The organism is Pseudomonas sp. TE12234, assembly GCF_054061835.1.
In genome coordinates, this window is sequence record NZ_JBSSEP010000009.1 from 40,846 (window position 1) to 58,215 (window position 17,370).

The 17,370-nt window shown below is 61.5% G+C and carries 15 protein-coding genes; 8 read left to right on the forward strand and 7 right to left on the reverse strand.

Features of this window, described 5'->3' with window-relative positions; all coding sequences use genetic code 11:
• Positions 1-225: 225 nt before the first annotated feature.
• Positions 226-1,467, reverse strand: coding sequence for an acyl-CoA dehydrogenase family protein (locus tag ACVWYU_RS15590; RefSeq protein WP_457373064.1), 1,242 nt, complete (start codon positions 1,465-1,467; stop codon positions 226-228).
• A 345-nt stretch (positions 1,468-1,812) separates the two neighbouring features.
• Between ACVWYU_RS15590 and sfnG the strand changes: the two genes are divergently transcribed.
• On the forward strand, positions 1,813-2,907 hold the full coding sequence (gene sfnG / locus ACVWYU_RS15595; protein WP_090322168.1) for a dimethylsulfone monooxygenase SfnG: 1,095 nt from the start codon (positions 1,813-1,815) through the stop codon (positions 2,905-2,907).
• 114 nt (positions 2,908-3,021) lie between these two features.
• Here the strand turns inward: sfnG and ACVWYU_RS15600 are convergent, their stop codons facing one another.
• Both ACVWYU_RS15600 and ACVWYU_RS15605 read right to left on the reverse strand, forming a co-directional pair.
• On the reverse strand, positions 3,022-3,498 hold the full coding sequence (locus ACVWYU_RS15600; protein ID WP_090322167.1) for a nuclear transport factor 2 family protein: 477 nt from the start codon (positions 3,496-3,498) through the stop codon (positions 3,022-3,024).
• 56 nt (positions 3,499-3,554) lie between these two features.
• Positions 3,555-4,118, reverse strand: coding sequence for a TetR/AcrR family transcriptional regulator (locus ACVWYU_RS15605; RefSeq protein ID WP_090322162.1), 564 nt, complete (start codon positions 4,116-4,118; stop codon positions 3,555-3,557).
• Between the two features lie 192 nt (positions 4,119-4,310).
• Between ACVWYU_RS15605 and pssA the strand changes: the two genes are divergently transcribed.
• Entirely contained in the window at positions 4,311-5,654 is a 1,344-nt protein-coding gene (pssA, locus tag ACVWYU_RS15610) for a CDP-diacylglycerol--serine O-phosphatidyltransferase (protein ID WP_457373065.1), read from the forward strand.
• 141 nt (positions 5,655-5,795) lie between these two features.
• Here pssA and efeO (ACVWYU_RS15615) read toward each other — a convergent pair whose 3' ends face one another.
• The 4 genes from efeO (ACVWYU_RS15615) to efeU form a co-directional block, all read right to left on the reverse strand.
• Positions 5,796-6,620 (reverse strand): iron uptake system protein EfeO, encoded by an 825-nt coding sequence (gene efeO, locus ACVWYU_RS15615; protein ID WP_247255686.1) that lies wholly within the window; start codon positions 6,618-6,620, stop codon positions 5,796-5,798.
• 23 nt (positions 6,621-6,643) lie between these two features.
• Complete coding sequence (gene efeB, locus ACVWYU_RS15620) at positions 6,644-7,942, reverse strand: iron uptake transporter deferrochelatase/peroxidase subunit (protein ID WP_457373066.1); 1,299 nt, start codon at positions 7,940-7,942, stop codon at positions 6,644-6,646.
• An 18-nt stretch (positions 7,943-7,960) separates the two neighbouring features.
• On the reverse strand, positions 7,961-9,160 hold the full coding sequence (gene efeO, locus ACVWYU_RS15625) for an iron uptake system protein EfeO (RefSeq protein ID WP_457373067.1): 1,200 nt from the start codon (positions 9,158-9,160) through the stop codon (positions 7,961-7,963).
• A 121-nt stretch (positions 9,161-9,281) separates the two neighbouring features.
• Positions 9,282-10,139: an iron uptake transporter permease EfeU gene (gene efeU / locus ACVWYU_RS15630; RefSeq protein ID WP_457373068.1), complete on the reverse strand. Its 858-nt coding sequence runs from the start codon at positions 10,137-10,139 to the stop codon at positions 9,282-9,284.
• 297 nt (positions 10,140-10,436) lie between these two features.
• On the opposite strand from efeU, the gene ACVWYU_RS15635 reads away from it, so the two are divergent.
• The 6 genes from ACVWYU_RS15635 (at position 10,437) to ACVWYU_RS15660 (ending at position 17,358) form a co-directional block, all read left to right on the forward strand.
• Positions 10,437-11,453, forward strand: a complete 1,017-nt coding sequence (locus ACVWYU_RS15635; protein ID WP_248915027.1) for an AraC family transcriptional regulator — start codon at positions 10,437-10,439, stop codon at positions 11,451-11,453.
• 169 nt (positions 11,454-11,622) lie between these two features.
• A complete protein-coding gene (locus ACVWYU_RS15640; RefSeq protein ID WP_247255682.1) occupies positions 11,623-13,287 on the forward strand; it encodes an AMP-binding protein in 1,665 nt (554 codons plus the stop codon).
• Between the two features lie 16 nt (positions 13,288-13,303).
• Positions 13,304-14,065 carry an SDR family NAD(P)-dependent oxidoreductase gene (locus ACVWYU_RS15645; protein WP_457373069.1) on the forward strand — a complete coding sequence of 254 codons (762 nt, stop codon included), beginning with the start codon at positions 13,304-13,306 and terminating at the stop codon, positions 14,063-14,065.
• Between the two features lie 12 nt (positions 14,066-14,077).
• A complete protein-coding gene (locus tag ACVWYU_RS15650; protein ID WP_457373070.1) occupies positions 14,078-15,271 on the forward strand; it encodes an acetyl-CoA C-acyltransferase in 1,194 nt (397 codons plus the stop codon).
• Between the two features lie 171 nt (positions 15,272-15,442).
• Positions 15,443-16,570: an acyl-CoA dehydrogenase gene (locus tag ACVWYU_RS15655; protein ID WP_457373071.1), complete on the forward strand. Its 1,128-nt coding sequence runs from the start codon at positions 15,443-15,445 to the stop codon at positions 16,568-16,570.
• Positions 16,571-16,584: 14 nt separating this feature from the next.
• The gene (locus ACVWYU_RS15660) at positions 16,585-17,358 is read left to right on the forward strand and encodes an enoyl-CoA hydratase (RefSeq protein WP_090322138.1); all 774 of its coding nucleotides are present in this window, start codon (positions 16,585-16,587) and stop codon (positions 17,356-17,358) included.
• Positions 17,359-17,370: the final 12 nt, after the last annotated feature.

The window sequence follows — 17,370 nt, forward strand, 5'->3', positions numbered from 1 at the left end:
GCGCTGGCTTGCCAGCAAAGGCGGCTTGATAACCGACCAGTCACCTGCAGATGCCCCCCATCTCCTGTGTGCGAGCCGGCTCGCGATGGTCGTCAATGATGACGTGGGTTGTCTGAATGAACGCGTCGTCCGGGCGTTTTTCGCGAGCAGGCTCGCTCCTGCAGGTTCAGCGCCAATCCATGTGGGAGCGAGCCAATCTCCCGCAGCCGGCCCTTGCGAAACACATCAGGCCTTTGGGGCCGGCCCATTGCCGATCTGCCACACAAACGGTGGCTCGGTTCCGTTGATCGACCAATCCCCGACAATCCGCGCCTTGTAGATCACCGGGTTATGCGACGAAACGGTCCGCGCATTGCGCCAATGCCGATCCAGCGATTTGCCCCGGCGAATATCCGAAGCCCCCAGCGCGTTGAAGAGTTCGGTGGTCGCTCGTTGAATCAACTCCGTGACCACCACTTGCGCCTTCGCCGACTCGATCTCTGCCGCCACGTTGGCCGCTCGCTCCCGGGCCGGATCGCCAGCGAAACGCGCGACGTAGGCCTGCTGCGCCGGTTGTGCGGCTTTCAATGCGCTGGCCTCGGCCGCATAAACCCACGCGGCAATGTTGCCGACCACTTGCTGGACCTGTGGGTCTTCGCTGACGCGCTGCGCGTTGCCATGGCTGTAGATGCGCTGGCGTTCGCGCACATGACGGGAGACATCGCGCAATGCCGCACGGCCAATACCCGCCAGTGTGGCCAACAATACGAGTTGATAAAACGCCGTCTGGTATTTGAAGCGGGTCGCGAAGTCGATGACGTTCCCGGCGTCCACTTCGGCATCGACAAAGCGCGACGTACCGCTGCCGGTGGTGCGTTGGCCGAAGCCGTCCCAATCGTCGCTTTGCTCGATACCCGGCTGGCGTGTGCGCACGGCGGCGATCACATCGCCACCGGTGTCGCTGCGTTGGGCATAGACGTCGATCCAGTCGGAAAACAGACTGCCGGTGCTGTAGAACTTCTCGCCATTTAGTCGCCATTGATCGCCATGGGGCGTGACCTTGGTGACAACATCGCCCATCGCCACCGTGCCGATTTCTGTCCAGGCGCAACCGACGATGTCCCCCTCGACGAAGCGTTTGAACCAGACGTCCCGCGCCGGGCTGGATGGGGCGTTGAGGCGATCCTCGACAAAGGCAAAGTGGCCGCGCAATGCCTGGGGAAGGTTCGAGTCGGCTTCGGCCAGTTCGATCAGCAGCTCGAACAGCTGCGGAACCGAGGCGCCACCGCCGCCGTATTCAATCGGCACCCGCACCGCACCAAAGCCGGCTTCCTTGAGCCATTGAATCGGCTCATGGGGTAACGTACGCGACTGTTCGCGCTCGAGGGCGCCGTCGGCAATGCGCTGGAAAGTCGGCCGATAGGTCGCCGCGAGGGCTTCATAGTCGGTGCCGGTGGACAGTGGGTTGATTACCTGGTGTTCGGTCATGGAGTGGCTCCTTGGCTGGCAGAAAAAACATTGCGTCTGCCAAGGGGGATTGCAGGGTCCATGCCGGACCTGTTCGGTGCGGATTTACTGGACTTCATTGGGGGCGCGGCAGTTTCAACTGTTGCCGGGCCAACAGTGCATCAGCAAATTGTCCGGGGACGGCGGCTTTTGTGGCGAGGGAGCTTGCTCCCGCTTGAGTGCGCAGCGCTCACCAAAACTTGGGGCCGCTGCGCAGCCCAGCGGGAGCAAGCTCCCTCGCCACCGTTTCCGAGCGCTCCAGATTCAGGACTGGCACACTTGCTGCTCATGCCCCAGGACATTCCCTAATATCCCGAGGACACGCCAATGAGTCAGCAAGCCGTCAAATTTGCCTACTGGGTGCCGAACGTCAGCGGTGGGCTGGTGGTCAGCAAGATCGAACAACGTACCCACTGGGGCATCGACTACAACCGCAAGCTGGCACAGCTGGCCGAGGAGGCGGGGTTCGAATATGCCCTGACGCAGATCCGTTTCACCGCCGGTTACGGTGCCGAGTATCAGCATGAATCAGTGGCCTTCAGCCATGCACTGCTGGCGGCAACGACCAGACTCAAAGTCATCGCCGCGATCCTGCCAGGCCCCTGGCAACCGGCGCTGGCGGCCAAGCAACTGGCAACCATCGATCAGCTCACCAACGGCCGGGTGGCGGTCAATATCGTCAGCGGCTGGTTCAAGGGCGAGTTCCAGGCCATCGGCGAACACTGGCTGGAACACGATGAGCGCTATCGCCGCTCCGAAGAGTTCATTCGCTCACTTAAAGGCATCTGGACCCAGGACAACTTCACCTTTCGCGGCGACTTCTATCGCTTCGACAACTACAGCCTCAAACCCAAACCCCAGGGCCGGCCGGAAATCTTCCAGGGTGGCAGTTCCCGTGCGGCGCGGGACATGGCCGCGCGGGTGTCGGACTGGTATTTCACCAACGGCAACACCCCCGAAGGCATCAAGGCCCAGGTCGATGACATTCGCGCCAAGGCGGCCGCGAACAATCATTCAGTCAAGATCGGTGTGAACGCATTCGTGATCGCCCGGGACACCGAAGAGGAGGCGCGGGCAGTGCTGGCACAGATCATCGATCAGGCTGATCCCGAAGCGGTGACCGCCTTCGGTGACGCGGCGAAGCAGGCGGGGCGGGCATCGCCGGAAGGCGAGGGCAACTGGGCAAAATCGACGTTCGAGGACCTGGTGCAATACAACGATGGCTTCAAGACCAATCTGATCGGCACGCCACGACAGATCGCCGAGCGGATTGTGGCGCTTAAAGCAGTGGGCGTGGATCTGGTTTTGGCGGGGTTCCTGCACTTTCAGGAAGAAGTGGAGTATTTCGGCCAGCGGGTATTGCCGTTGGTGCGGGAGCTTGAGGCTGAAGCCCTGTCCCGGCAGACCGCAGCGGTCGCCTGAACACCAAAACCTCCTGTAAGAGCCGGCTTGCCGGCGAAAGCAACCTGACAGATAACAGATTGGTCGACTGTCAGGACGCCATCGCTGGCAAGCCAGCTTCAACAAGGGACGCGTTTACAAACCGAGGTCGGACAAGCCCGGATGATCATCCGGGCGGCGGCCCAGCGGCCAGCGGAACTTGCGCTCGCTTTCCTTGATCGGCATGTCGTTGATGCAGGCGAAGCGCCGGGCCATCAGGCCGTGTTCGTTGAACTCCCAGTTTTCGTTGCCGTAGGAGCGGAACCAGTTGCCCGAATCGTCGTGCCATTCATAGGCATAACGCACGGCGATGCGGTTGTCGGTGAAGGCCCAGAGTTCCTTGATCAGGCGATAGTCCAGTTCCTTGGCCCATTTACGGGTCAGGAAGGCTTTGGCCTCTTCGCGGTTGTGGGCGAACTCAGCGCGGTTTCGCCATTGGGTGTCCAGGGTGTAGGCCAGCGACACACGCTCCGGATCGCGGGAGTTCCAGCCGTCTTCGGCCAGGCGGACTTTTTCGATGGCGGATTCACGGGTAAAGGGCGGCAATGGCGGGCGAACTTCGGCATTAGACATTTCATGTCTCCGTATTAAATTAAAGTTCAACAAAGTTGTCGGTCTTGATCAAGCAGTTACAGGTCCAATAACTTTCGCGCCATGCATTGCGCATTATCGGCGGCACTGTAGTCACCCATGACAAGTGCGACGGTAATGGCCCCGTCAATCAGGATCAGCAGTTGCTTGGCCAGCGTCTGCGGATCTTCGGCGCCATGTTCGGTACACAGCTCGCACACGTAGTCGAGCAGCTTTTGTTTGTGGTCTTTGGCGACCAGGCGAACCGGGTCTTGCGGATCACCCGTCTCACCGCTGGTATTGATGAAAGCGCAACCGCGAAAGCCTTCGGAACAGAACCAGGACTTGAGCACGGTAAACAGATTGAGCAACCGGTCCGCCGGGGTTTCGGCCTGGTCGACCGCGCTCCTGTACCAGTGCATCCAGCGTTGATCCCGGCGTTGCAGGGCCGCGACGGTGAGCTCCTCCTTGTTGGCGAAGTAACGGTAGACGCTCTTTCTGGAGACACCGGCGGTTTTCACCAGAAGATCCATGCCCGTGGCGGCGATGCCACTTTTGTAGATCAGCTTTTCGGTGACATCCAGAATGATGTCGCGTGTGTCGTTGCTAGTATTTTCGTTCATGGCGCTTAAAGTAGAACGATCGTTCTCCTTGGTCAAATGTTATTTTTCCGTTCGCCAAGCGGCCTAAGCTGCGATGCGGCGACCTGTAGGGGCTGGCTTGCCTGCGAAGGGCTATTACAGACAGTAACAAGACCCAGACCCATCCATGGTGTAAGCTCTCCACCTCTTTGGATTCGACCCTCTGCGAGCCCTATGCCGTCGCTTTTCAAACGCTCCCTGCTGCCCAAACTGCGCAGTTTTCCGCTGACCGCCGATGCCGTCACCTTCCTCTCTGGCGCTGCCGAGTTCCGTCGCTGCCTGCTGGAAAAAATCGCCAGTGCCACGCGGCGCATTTACATCGTTGCGCTGTACCTGCAACAGGATGAGGCCGGTCAGGAAGTTCTCGATGCTTTGCACGCCGCCAAACTGGCGCGTCCGGAGCTGGACGTGGTGGTGGTCGTCGACTGGCTGCGCGCCCAGCGCGGCCTGATCGGCGCCGGCAAGCAGCCGGGCAACTCGGCCTGGTATCAGGAAATGACCCGCACCCACGCCAGTGAAGTGCCGGTGTATGGCGTGCCGGTGCAGACCCGCGAACTGTTCGGCGTCCTGCATCTGAAGGGTTTCGTGATCGATGACTGTGTGATCTACAGCGGCGCGAGCCTGAACAACGTCTACCTGCACAAGTTCGACAAGTACCGCTACGACCGTTATCACCTGCTGCAGAACCCTCAGCTTGCCGATTCGATGCAGCATCTGGTGCAGCATGGTCTGGTGGCTTCCAAGGCCGTGCATCGCCTGGATCTGCCAAACTTGCCGACCACCCGCAGCCTGCGCAGCGACATCGGTGACCTGCGCAGCCGACTCAAGCACGCGGCGTACGACACCAGCCAGGGCACCACGGACAGGACCGGGTTGTCGGTCAGCCCGTTGCTTGGCGTTGGCAAGAACAACCCGCTGAACCGGGTGATTTGTGAACTGATCGCCAGCACCCAGCAACAACTGACGATCTGCACGCCGTATTTCAACCTGCCCTTGGCGGTGATTCGGGAAATCAACCGGGCGTTGGCGCGGGGCGTGAAGATCGACATCGTGGTCGGCGACAAGACTGCCAACGACTTCTACATCCCGCCGAGCGAGCCGTTCAAGGTGATTTCAGCGCTGCCGTACCTCTATGAAATCAGCCTGCGCCGGTTCGCCAAGCGCCACCAGCGCAACATCGACAGTGGTCAGTTGAACCTGCACCTGTGGCTGGACGGCGATAACACCTATCACCTCAAGGGCATGTGGATCGATCAGCGCTACACCTTGCTGACCGGCAACAACCTCAACCCCCGGGCGTTTCGTCTCGATCTGGAAAATGCCTTGCTGATCGATGATCCGAAGGGCGAGCTACAGGTACCGCGACGCACGGAACTGGCACAGATTTTCCAGCATACCCGACGCATCGAGCGTTTCCAGGACCTGCAAACCTTGCCGGATTACCCGTCGGGAGTGGCGAAGTTTCTCAAGCGGGTGAGTCGTGTGCGTATTGAGCGGTTGTTGTACCGCATCCTGTAAAACCTATAGCGCGGCGGCTGACGCCATCGCGGGCAAGCCCGCTCCCACAGGGTTGAATGTCGATCACGCAAGTGTGGTTCGACTCAAAAACCTGTGGGAGCTGGCTTGCCAGCGATGAGGCCCTTCCAGTCGCCACTCCATTCAGTTAAGCCCCAGTTTCCCGCGCAACGTCGACAAATCCTCAGCCAGGGTATTCACCGGGCCGACCAGCGCCTTGCGGTCGCTGTCCTTCACTTTGTCGTAGGTCTCGAAGCCGCCGTCTGCGGTTTTGTACTTGGCCAGGACCCGGTTCACCGTGGCGAAGTTCTTGTCGACTTTGGCGATGAATGCCGCGTCCTGTTTTTCGATTTGCGGGCGGAACAGGTCGACGATTTTTTTCGCGCCGTCGATGTTGCCCTGGAAGTCATAAAGGTCGGTGTGGCTGTAGCGATCTTCTTCGCCGGAGATCTTGGTGGCGGCCACTTCTTCAAGCAGCGCAGCGGCACCGCCAACGACTTTTTCCGGCGGGAACGTCAGGCCGGCGGCGCGGGTTTGCAGGTCCTTGACGTCTTTGTTCAGGCCGTCGGCCAGTTCGCCCAGGCCCTGGGTGCTGTTTTGCGAAAACAGCGCGTATTCGATGCGGTGGAAGCCGGTGAAGTCTTCTGCTTCCACGCCTTTCTCATGGTCATTGACGCGGGAATCGATGGACGCGTCGAGATCACTGAACAGCTCGGCAATCGGCTCGATGGATTCGTAGTAAACACGGGTCGGCGCGTAGAGTTTTTTCGCGGTGGCCAGGTCGCCTTTTTTCACGGCGTCGGTGAATTGCCGGGTGTGGCTGGCCAGTTCATCCAGTTGCTCGGTGACGTAGATCTTGTAGTCGGAAATCGGCTGAACCAGCTCTAGCGGCGCCGTTGCCGCGAAAGCCGCAAGCGGGGTGGTGAGCAAGCCGAGGGTCAGCAGTAATGCGAGTGGCGACTGTTTCATGGGACGGTTCCGTGTTGGGTGGGTTACGCGTTTGTTGTGGGTTGTGTGGCGTCGAGCAGTGAGCGACCGATGAAATCCTTATCGCCGGTGGCGCCGGGCAAGGTGAAGAAATAGCCGCCACCGACCGGTTTCAGGTATTCCTCCAGTGGCTCGCCGTTGAGTCGGTTTTGCACGGTGATAAAGCCTTTCTCCAGATCGGCCTGATAGCAGATGAACAGCAAACCCATGTCCAGTTGGCCGTTCTTGTTCACGCCGTTGGAGTAGTTGAACGGACGGCGCAGGATCAGGTTGGCCTGGGTCGCGGCGGTGCGCGGGTTGGCCAGGCGGATATGCGCGTCGAGTCTGGTCAACTTGCCGTGCGGGTCCTGGCTGTAGTCCGGCACCTGGGATTCATGGGTGCCGCCCATGGGCGCGCCGGTGCTTTTGACCCGACCGAGGATGCTTTCCTGTTCCTGCAGCGGTGTGCGGTCCCAACGCTCGACGAAGTTGCGGATGATCCGCACCGCCTGATAGCTGCCATTCGCCGCCCAGGCCGGTTCGTCGCTGCCGGGCTGAACCCAGACGACGCTGTCCATGGTTTGTGCATTGTTGGAGTCGGGGTTGGCCGAGCCGTCGCGAAAGCCCAGGAAGTTGCGCGCGCTCTGCGCTGGCACACCCGGTTTTGCCGGGGCCTGGGGCGGCACGCTGCCTTCCTGCTTCCAGCGCACCAGGAGCAGGTCCGGGAGATTTTTCACGATGTCGCGCAAGGCGTGGATGTTGGTGTCGGTGGTGTTGGAGCAGAACTGCAGGCTCAGGTCGCCGTGGCAGCAATCGGCCTCCAGCGCGTCATTGGGAAAGCCGACCATGCGAGTCAGGCGCTTGGGCCTGGCATTGACCAGACCGAAGCGCTCATCGAACAACGAGGCACCAACCGACACCGTGATGGTCAGGTTATCCGGGGTCACGATCGGGCCGAGAATGCCCGAATCCACCGGTGGCAACTTCGGATCGACCTGGGTGACCGGGCCGCCTTTCATCAAAAACGCGATGCGATCGTTGAGGGTGCGAAACAGTCGCTCCAGGTCTTGGCGGTCGCTGGCCAGTACATCAAAGGACACCAACATGCCGGACGCCGGGCGCGGGGTGACGATGCCCGTCTGGTGCTTGCCGTGGAATGCGTGGCGGTCTTGCGTGCGGTCGCTGCTCGGCGCTTCAGTGACCTGCGCGGGACTGGCGGCCATGGCCGGGCAGCTCAGCGCGGAGCCGGCCAGGGCGACACCGGCTGCGCCCATGCCCATCAATACCCGGCGCCGCTGGAGGTTGAGTTGTTCTGAATCGTTCATTGATAAGTCGTCTTCTGCTTAGAGGCCGGAAAGGCCAAGGGCGGGGTCGATTCCATCGAGTGCAACGACCAGTGCCTTGGCCTTGTCGGCGATCTGCTGGCGTTGCTCGCTGTCAACACGGTCGTAGCTGGCGTAGTCGTCCTTGGCCTTCAAACCGTTGAGTTCGGTGTCGAACGCGCCGAGCGCACTGTCGATCTGTGGCAGCAGGTCGGCGGCGGATTTGGCCAGCAACGGACGCAGCAGTTCGACGACCTTGTGCGCGGCGTCGAGATTGGCGGCGAAGCCATTCAGATCGGTGTGGCTGTAACGTTCTTCTTCACCACTGCGGGCGCGCACCTCGGCGATGCCGTTGAGATTGCGCACGACCAGGCTCACCAATTGCTCCGGTGGCAGGGACTGGGCCAGCAGCTGTTGTTTTAGGGTGGTCACGTCCGCCAACAGGCGCTGGGCGACCGGTGCCAGGCCGTCGAGGTTGCGTTGCTGGAACAGCGCGTACTCGATGCGATGGAAACCGACGAACCCGGGGTCTTGCTCGCGTTGTTCGAAGTAGTCGGCACGGGCGTTGATCCCATTGTCCAGCTCGGCCAGGCGCTGGGCTGCCGGAGCCAGGCGTTGATAAGCGGTGCGGGCCGGTACGTATAAGGTTTGGGCCTGGCTGAGATCGCCGGTGGCGATCGCTTGCTCAAGGGCGGTGACGGCTTTGATCAGCGCCGAGCCCTGGCTGCTCAGGTACACGCGGAACTCCGACAACGGCCCGACGAACGCCACCATTGACGGCCTGGCCTTGGCCGCCGCTTCCGAAGCCGCCGTCGGCGTGACGTGCAAGGTGCCGCGCGGGTTGCTCAGCAGACCGCAGGTGATGGCGTAGTCGCCGGCCAACAGGTTAGCGTTGATCACCTGGCTCAGGCCGGACGCGATGTTCTCTCGCTCTTCGACCACCAGCACGCCATCGAGGATTTCCCATTCGACGGCGCGATCGGATTGATTGACGATGCGGAAGCTGGCATGGCCGGCCGGAACCGTCAGGGCATTGGGCTCGCAGCTGTGCGGATGAATGGTCACCCGCACTTCGTCATGGTTGGCCTGGCGCTTGTCAGCGGCCATTTTCGCGGCGTAATAGAACAGGCCGCCGGCGGCGATCATCACGATCAACGAACCGGCCACCGCCCAGCGCAAGGCGCGGGGCGGGGAAGCCTGGGGTGGGGCTGGATTTGGCATGGTTGCCCTTACTGGCTGGAAATGGAGGAGGACTGTCTGGCCGGTTATTCGAACGAATCCTTTGGGCGCTAGCTTGCTTGCGATGAATATGCAGGCGATGAGTTTTTCCAGGCAGCCTGCGTCATCGTTGACGCCCCTCGCGAGCAGGCTCGCTCCTGCGGGAGTTTGCAATCGGCGCAGGGGTTGGCCTGAAGAACATCACCAACGCCACGATCAGATAAATCAGATAGGCACCCAGGGTGCTGGCGGTCGGGGCGTCCTGGTAACCGAACATGCCGGCCAGCACCGAACCCAGCGGACCGTCCACGGGCAGTGTGGTGCTGATGTCGAAGAGCACGGCTTGCAGGTGATTCCACACACCGGCCTCGTGCAGCGCCTGCACCGAGCTGGCGAGAATGCCCGCCGCCACCACGAGGATGAACAGGCCAGTCCAGCGGAAAAACGCGCCGAGGTTCAGACGCATGCTGCCGGTGTAGATCAGCCAACCCACGATAATCGCCAGGACCAGGCCAAGCAGGGCACCGATCGGGGCCGCCGGACCTTCGCTTTGCTGGAACACCGCGAGCAGGAAGAACACCGTTTCCAGGCCTTCGCGCGCCACGGCGAAAAACACCATGGCGATCAGAGCAGTGACCTGATGCCGGGAGCCGGTCAGTGCTTGATCAAGGGACGTGTGCAGCGAATGCTTGATGGAGCGCGCCACTTTGCGCATCCAGAACACCATGGAGCTGAGAATGCCGACCGCCACCAGGCCGACCACGCCTTCAAACAGTTCCTGCTGTTTTTGCGGAAACTCGGCGCTGGCCAGTTCCAGGCCTCCGCCTACCAGCAGGGCGAGGGCGGCGGCGAGGAACACGCCGATCCAGACGGCGGGCATCCACTGGCCTCGGCCCGTCTGTTTGAGGTAGCTGGCGATGATGCCAACGATCAACGCGGCTTCAACGCCTTCGCGCAGCATGATCAGAAAAGGAACGAGCATTCAGCACCGTGGGGCAATCAGATAAGGTGCGAATTTGTAACATAATGACACTTATTCGCATATGTCATTGATTGGCATTTACCTGAACATGAGCTGAACGACCCTGAAGATCACCCCCGTCCCCCTGTAGGAGCGAGCCTGCTAGCGATGGACGTCAGGGCACCGCGTTCATCCAGGCAACCCACGTCATCGTTAACCTCCACCGCGAGCAGGCTCGCTCCTACAGGGGTCTGCGTTGGGTCGATGGCTGAGCTAATATGCGCACCACTCCTACAAGAACAGGGTTTGCCTCGCTCCATGGCGGAAAAAGACACCATCTCCATTCAACTGGTGCGAGAAGCGCTGTTGCAAAGTTGCGCCCCGGGCGTTGCCACCGAAGAGGTGTTGATCAAGGTCGGCATCGATCCGCTCCTGCTGCACAGCAGCGATGCACGGGTACCGGCCACCGCGTACGCCCGGCTGTGGCGTCTGTTGGCGCGGCGCGGCGATGATGAGTTTTTCGGCATGGACCCGCGCAAGCTCAAGTCCGGCAGCCTGGAGTTTCTTTGTCGTTGCGCCATGGTCCAGCCGAGTCTGGCGGCGGGCCTCACCAGTGGCTTGGGCTTCCTGTCACTGATGCTCGAACACCTGCCCGCGGAGTTGGTCCGCCAACAAAGCCTGGCGGAAATCGTGCTGCTGGAAGATGAACAGGAACCGCGCCGGGCGTTCACCTATTTCACCTACTGGATGATCGTGCATGGCGTGGCCTGCTGGCTGGCGGGGCGGCGGATTCCGATCCTGGCCATCGAGTTGCGCTGCTCGCAGCCGGACTTCTGCGACGACTACCAGGTGATGTTTTCCGAAAACCTGCGATTCGACCGCCCGCGCACGCGGATGATTTTCTCCGCTGATTGCCTGGATGCGCCGATCAAGCGCAGCGCCGAAGAACTCAAGCGTTTCCTGGCCCATGCGCCGGCAAACATTCTGGTCAAGTACCGCGATCCGCAGAGCCTGGCCAGCCGTATCAAGCACGATCTGCGGCAACTGCCGGCCGAACGCTGGCCCGAAACCGAAGCCCTGGCGCAACGCCTGTGCATGTCGGCCTCGACCCTGCGCCGCCGGCTGGCCGAGGAAGGGCAAACCTATCAAGGGCTCAAGGACAGCGTGCGCAAGGAACTGGCCATCGTCTGGCTGGCGGAACCGGCCATCAGCTTCGCGGAAATCGCCACGCGCCTGGGGTTTGCCGACGCGAGTTCGTTCTACAAGGCGTTTCGCAAGTGGTCGGGGTCCAATCCGGGGCATTACCGCAGTTTGATTCTCAACGAAGCGTCCTGACTGATCCGGTTCTTTGGGTGCCATGACGAGGCGCCACCTCCCGGATCTTGGCCAAACCAGTCACGCAACTTGATAACTTTGACCATTGCCCCTCCACCCGCGCAGAGCGAGTATTTCCCTGTTAGTTACGGTTCCCCCAACCTAATAAAAATACAGAGGGATTCTGGCAATGCGCGATTACTTGTCTGCTACATCACAGTTCAATTATCAGCACACCGTCGACGCCGCACTCGCTGGCGATCTGACTGCCCTCAACGCCTGCATCGAGTGCTGTGACCGGCATGCCTTGCCGGGTCGCATCGCGCTGTTCTGGGAAGGCCGCGATGGCACCAGCGCGACTTACACCTTCAGCGACTTGCAGGACAAGGCCGCGCGTTTCGCCAACTTCCTCCTGGCCCAGGGCGTACAGAAGGGCGACAAGGTCGCCGGTCTGCTGCCACGTAACATCGAACTATTGATTACCGTGTTCGCCACCTGGCGTATTGGTGCGGTTTATCAGCCGCTGTTCACTGCCTTCGGCCCGAAAGCCATCGAGCATCGACTGGGCAGCTCCGGTGCCAAGGTCGTGGTCACCGACGCGGTCAACCGCTCGAAACTCGCTGAAGTCGCCGATTGCCCGACTATCGTCACCGTCAGCGGGCCCAAGGGGCAGGGCATCGTTCAGGGCGATTTCAGTTTCTGGGCCGAACTGGCCAACTTCTCCAATGCCTGCGAACCGGTACTGTTGACCGGCGAAGACCCGTTCCTGCTGATGTTCACCTCGGGCACCACTGGCCCGTCGAAAGCGCTGTCAGTGCCACTCAAGGCTATCGTTGCGTTCCAGAGCTACACCCGTGACGCGGTGGATTTGCGTCCCGAAGACGCGTTCTGGAACGTTGCCGATCCGGGTTGGGCCTACGGCATCTACTTCGGTGTCACCGGGCCGATGTCGATGGGCCACCCGATCACCTTCTACGATGGCCCGTTCACCCTGGAAAGCACCTGCCGGGTGATCAACAAGTACGGGATCACCAACCTCACCGGATCGCCGACGGCCTATCGCTTGCTGATCGCCGGGGGCGACGCCTTCGCCAAGTCGATCAAAGGCAAGCTGCGTATCGTCAGCAGCGCCGGCGAGCCGCTGAACCCGGAAGTCATCCGCTGGTTCGCCGACCACCTTGGCGTGGTCATTCATGACCACTATGGGCAGACCGAACTGGGGATGGTGTTGTGCAATCACCATGGCCTGGAGCATCCGATTCATATGGGCGCCGCTGGCTTCGCCTCGCCGGGCCATCGCATTGTGGTGCTGGACGAGCAGTACAAGGAGCTAGGCGTCGGCCAGCCAGGCATCCTGGCCATCGACCGCAGCCAATCGCCGATGTGCTGGTTCGCCGGTTACGAAGGCGCGCCGACCAAGGCGTTCGTCGGCGACTATTACTTGAGCGGCGACACCGTGGAGTGGAACCCGGATGGCAGCATCAGTTTCGTCGGTCGCAGTGACGATGTGATCACCACCTCCGGCTACCGTGTCGGGCCGTTCGACGTGGAAAGCGCGTTGATTGAACACCCGGCGGTGATCGAAGCGGCGGTCGTCGGCAAACCCGATCCGGAACGCACCGAACTGGTCAAGGCGTTCGTCGTGATCGGCGAGCAATACCGCGCCACGCCGGAACTGGCCGAAGAGCTGCGCCAGCATGTGCGCAAGCGTCTGGCCGCGCACTCGTACCCCCGTGAAATCGAATTTGTCAGCGAGTTGCCGAAAACCCCAAGCGGCAAATTGCAGCGCTTTATCTTGCGCAACCAGGAAATCGCAAAGGCTCAAGAGGCCGCCGCGAAGAACGTTTCAGCTTGAATCCAAGGAAACAATGATGCAGATCGAAAACAAGGTTTTTCTCGTCACCGGCGGTGCTTCCGGCCTGGGCGCGGCCACCGCTGAAATGCTGGTCGCCGCCGGCGCCAAGGTGATGCTGGTGGACATGAATGCCGAAGCCGTCGCGGCCCAGGCCCAGCGCCTCGGCGCGCAAAGCGTGGTGGCGGACATCAGCAACGAAGCGGCGGCTGAGGCGGCGGTGCAGGCCACGGTCAAGGCTTTTGGCGGCCTCAATGGCCTGGTGAACTGCGCCGGCATCGTGCGTGGCGAGAAGATCCTCGGCAAAAACGGTCCGCATGCGCTGTCCAGCTTCAGTCAGGTAATCAACGTCAACCTGATCGGCAGCTTCAACATGCTGCGCCTGGCCTCGGCGGCGATCGCCGAAACCGACGCGGACGCCGATGGCGAGCGCGGCGTGATCATCAATACCGCATCCGCCGCGGCCTACGATGGTCAGATCGGCCAGGCGGCCTACGCCGCGTCCAAAGGCGCCATCGTCAGCCTGACCTTGCCCGCCGCCCGAGAACTGGCGCGTTTCGGCATCCGCGTGATGACCATTGCCCCGGGGATTTTCGAAACCCCGATGATGGCCGGCATGACCCCGGAAGTTCGCGATTCCCTGGCGAGCGGCGTGCCGTTCCCGCCGCGCCTGGGCAAACCGGCCGAGTACGCTGCGCTGGTCAGGCATATCATTGAAAACAGCATGCTCAATGGCGAGGTGATCCGTCTCGACGGTGCCTTGCGCATGGCCGCCAAATAAGGAGCAATTGTCATGAGCCTTTCCAACGATCCAATCGTCATCGTCAGCGCCGTCCGCACCCCGATGGGTGGTTTTCAGGGCGAGCTGAAAAGCCTGACCGCTCCGCAACTCGGTGCGGCCGCGATCAAGGCCGCCGTGGAGCGCGCCGGTATCGCTGTGGATGCTGTCGAAGAAGTGTTGTTCGGCTGCGTCCTGTCCGCTGGTCTCGGCCAGGCCCCGGCACGCCAGGCTGCGCTGGGCGCCGGGCTGGATAAATCGACCCGCTGCACCACCCTGAACAAGATGTGCGGTTCGGGGATGGAAGCGGCGATTCTGGCCCACGACATGCTGGTCGCCGGCAGCGCCGAGGTGGTCGTCGCCGGGGGCATGGAAAGCATGTCCAACGCACCGTACCTGCTGGACCGCGCCCGCAGCGGTTACCGCATGGGCCACGGTCGGGTGCTTGACCACATGTTCCTCGACGGCCTCGAAGACGCTTACGACAAGGGCCGCCTGATGGGCACCTTTGCCGAAGATTGCGCCGAAACCAACGGTTTCAGCCGCGAAGCCCAGGATGCCTTCGCCATCGCCTCGACCACCCGTGCACAGCAGGCAATCAAGGATGGCCGCTTCAAGGACGAGATCGTGCCGCTGACCGTGACCGTCGGCAAAGAGCAGGTGACGATCAGCAACGACGAACAGCCGCCAAAGGCCAAGCTGGACAAAATCGCCTCGCTGAAACCGGCGTTCCGCGACGGCGGCACGGTCACGGCGGCGAACTCCAGCTCGATTTCCGACGGCGCGGCGGCGCTGGTGCTGATGCGCCGTTCCGAGGCCGACAAGCGCGGCCTCAAGCCGCTGGCGGTGATTCACGGTCACGCTGCATTTGCCGATACGCCGGGCCTGTTCCCGGTGGCACCGGTCGGCGCGATCAAGAAGCTGATGCAGAAAACCGGCTGGTCGCTTGATCAGGTCGATCTGGTCGAAGTCAACGAAGCCTTTGCCGTGGTCAGCCTGGTGACCATGACCCAACTGGAAATTCCCCATGAGAAGGTCAATGTGCACGGCGGTGCCTGCGCCCTGGGCCACCCGATCGGCGCGTCCGGCGCGCGAATTCTCGTGACCTTGCTGTCGGCGTTGCGCCAGAAAGGCTTGAATCGCGGTGTTGCGGCCATTTGCATCGGCGGCGGTGAAGCGACGGCCATGGCCGTGGAATGCCTGTATTGAAGTTGACGTCACACCCTGTGGGAGCGGGCTCGCCCGCGATGGACGTTAACGATTACGCGGGCTGTCTGGATAAACGTGGCGCCCTTGCGTCCATCGCGAGCAGGCCCGCTCCTACAGGGGCCAGTGTTTCAGTCAGGTAGTTGTACGAAGGCTTATTTTTAAGGATTCACCATGATCCCCAATGACGACCAACAACAAATCCGCGACATGGCCCGGCAATTCGCTGACGAACGGCTGAAGCCATTCGCCGCCGAATGGGACCGCGAGCACCGTTTCCCCAAGGAAGCCATCGGTGAGATGGCCGAACTGGGCTTCTTCGGCATGCTGGTGCCGGAACAGTGGGGCGGTTGCGATACCGGTTATCTGGCCTATGCCATGGCCCTGGAAGAAATCGCCGCCGGCGACGGGGCGTGCTCGACCATCATGAGCGTGCACAACTCGGTGGGCTGCGTGCCGATCCTCAACTACGGCAACGACGAGCAGAAAGAACGTTTCCTCAAGCCCCTCGCCAGCGGTGCGATGCTGGGCGCGTTCGCGTTGACCGAACCCCAGGCCGGCTCCGACGCCAGCGGCTTGAAAACCCGTGCACGCCTTGAAGGCGATCACTATGTGCTCAACGGCTGCAAACAATTCATCACCTCCGGGCAGAACGCCGGGGTGGTGATTGTGTTTGCCGTGACTGATCCGAGTGCCGGCAAACGCGGGATCACCGCGCTGATCGTGCCGACCGATTCGCCGGGCTACAAAGTCGCGCGGGTCGAAGACAAACTTGGCCAGCACGCCTCCGACACCTGCCAGATCCTCTTCGAAGACGTGAAAGTCCCGGTGGCCAACCGCCTGGGCGAAGAGGGCGAAGGCTACAAAATCGCCCTGGCCAACCTTGAAGGTGGCCGCGTCGGCATCGCTTCGCAATCGGTGGGCATGGCCCGCGCGGCATTCGAAGCGGCCCGTGACTACGCCCGCGAACGCGAGAGCTTCGGCAAGCCGATCATCGAGCATCAGGCAGTAGCCTTCCGCCTGGCCGACATGGCGACCCAAATTGCCGTCGCCCGGCAAATGGTGCATTACGCGGCCGCCCTGCGTGACAGCGGCAAACCGGCACTGGTCGAAGCGTCGATGGCCAAGCTGTTCGCCTCGGAAATGGCCGAGAAGGTCTGCTCTTCGGCATTGCAAACGCTCGGCGGTTACGGTTACCTGAACGACTTTCCGCTGGAGCGGATCTACCGCGACGTGCGGGTCTGCCAGATCTACGAAGGCACCAGCGATATTCAGCGCATGGTTATTTCGCGCAATCTTTGAGAAGGAGTCCATCTGTGAGCTACGAAACGATTTTGCTGGAAACCCACGGCCGTGTGGCCCTGATTACCTTGAACCGCCCGCAAGCGCTGAACGCGTTGAATTCGCAAATCATCGGCGAACTGAACCACGCCCTCGATGGCCTGGAAGCCGATTCGAACATCGGCTGCATCGTGCTGACCGGCTCGAAAAAAGCCTTTGCCGCCGGTGCCGACATCAAGGAAATGGCCGAGCTGACCTACCCGCAGATCTACCTCGATGACCTGTTCAGCGACAGCGATCGGGTGGCCAACCGCCGCAAGCCGATCATCGCGGCAGTTAACGGTTTTGCCCTGGGTGGCGGGTGTGAACTGGCGCTGATGTGCGATTTCATCCTGGCCGGCGACAACGCAAAGTTCGGGCAGCCGGAAATCAACCTCGGCGTGCTGCCAGGCATGGGCGGCACCCAGCGCCTGACCCGCGCCGTGGGCAAGGCCAAGGCCATGGAAATGTGCCTGAGCGGGCGTTTGATCGACGCCGTGGAAGCGGAGCGTTGCGGGATCGTGGCGCGGATCGTGCCAAGCGATGAGCTGCTGGACGAAGCCTTGAAAGTCGCAGCGTTGATCGCCAAAAAGTCGCTGCCGATCGCCATGATGGTCAAGGAAAGCGTGAACCGTGCCTTTGAAGTAAGCCTGTCGGAAGGCGTGCGCTTTGAACGTCGGGTGTTCCATGCGGCCTTTGCGACCCAGGATCAGAAGGAAGGCATGGCGGCGTTCATTGCCAAGCGTGAGGCTGAGTTCCAGGGCAAGTAATGCGGCGTTTTT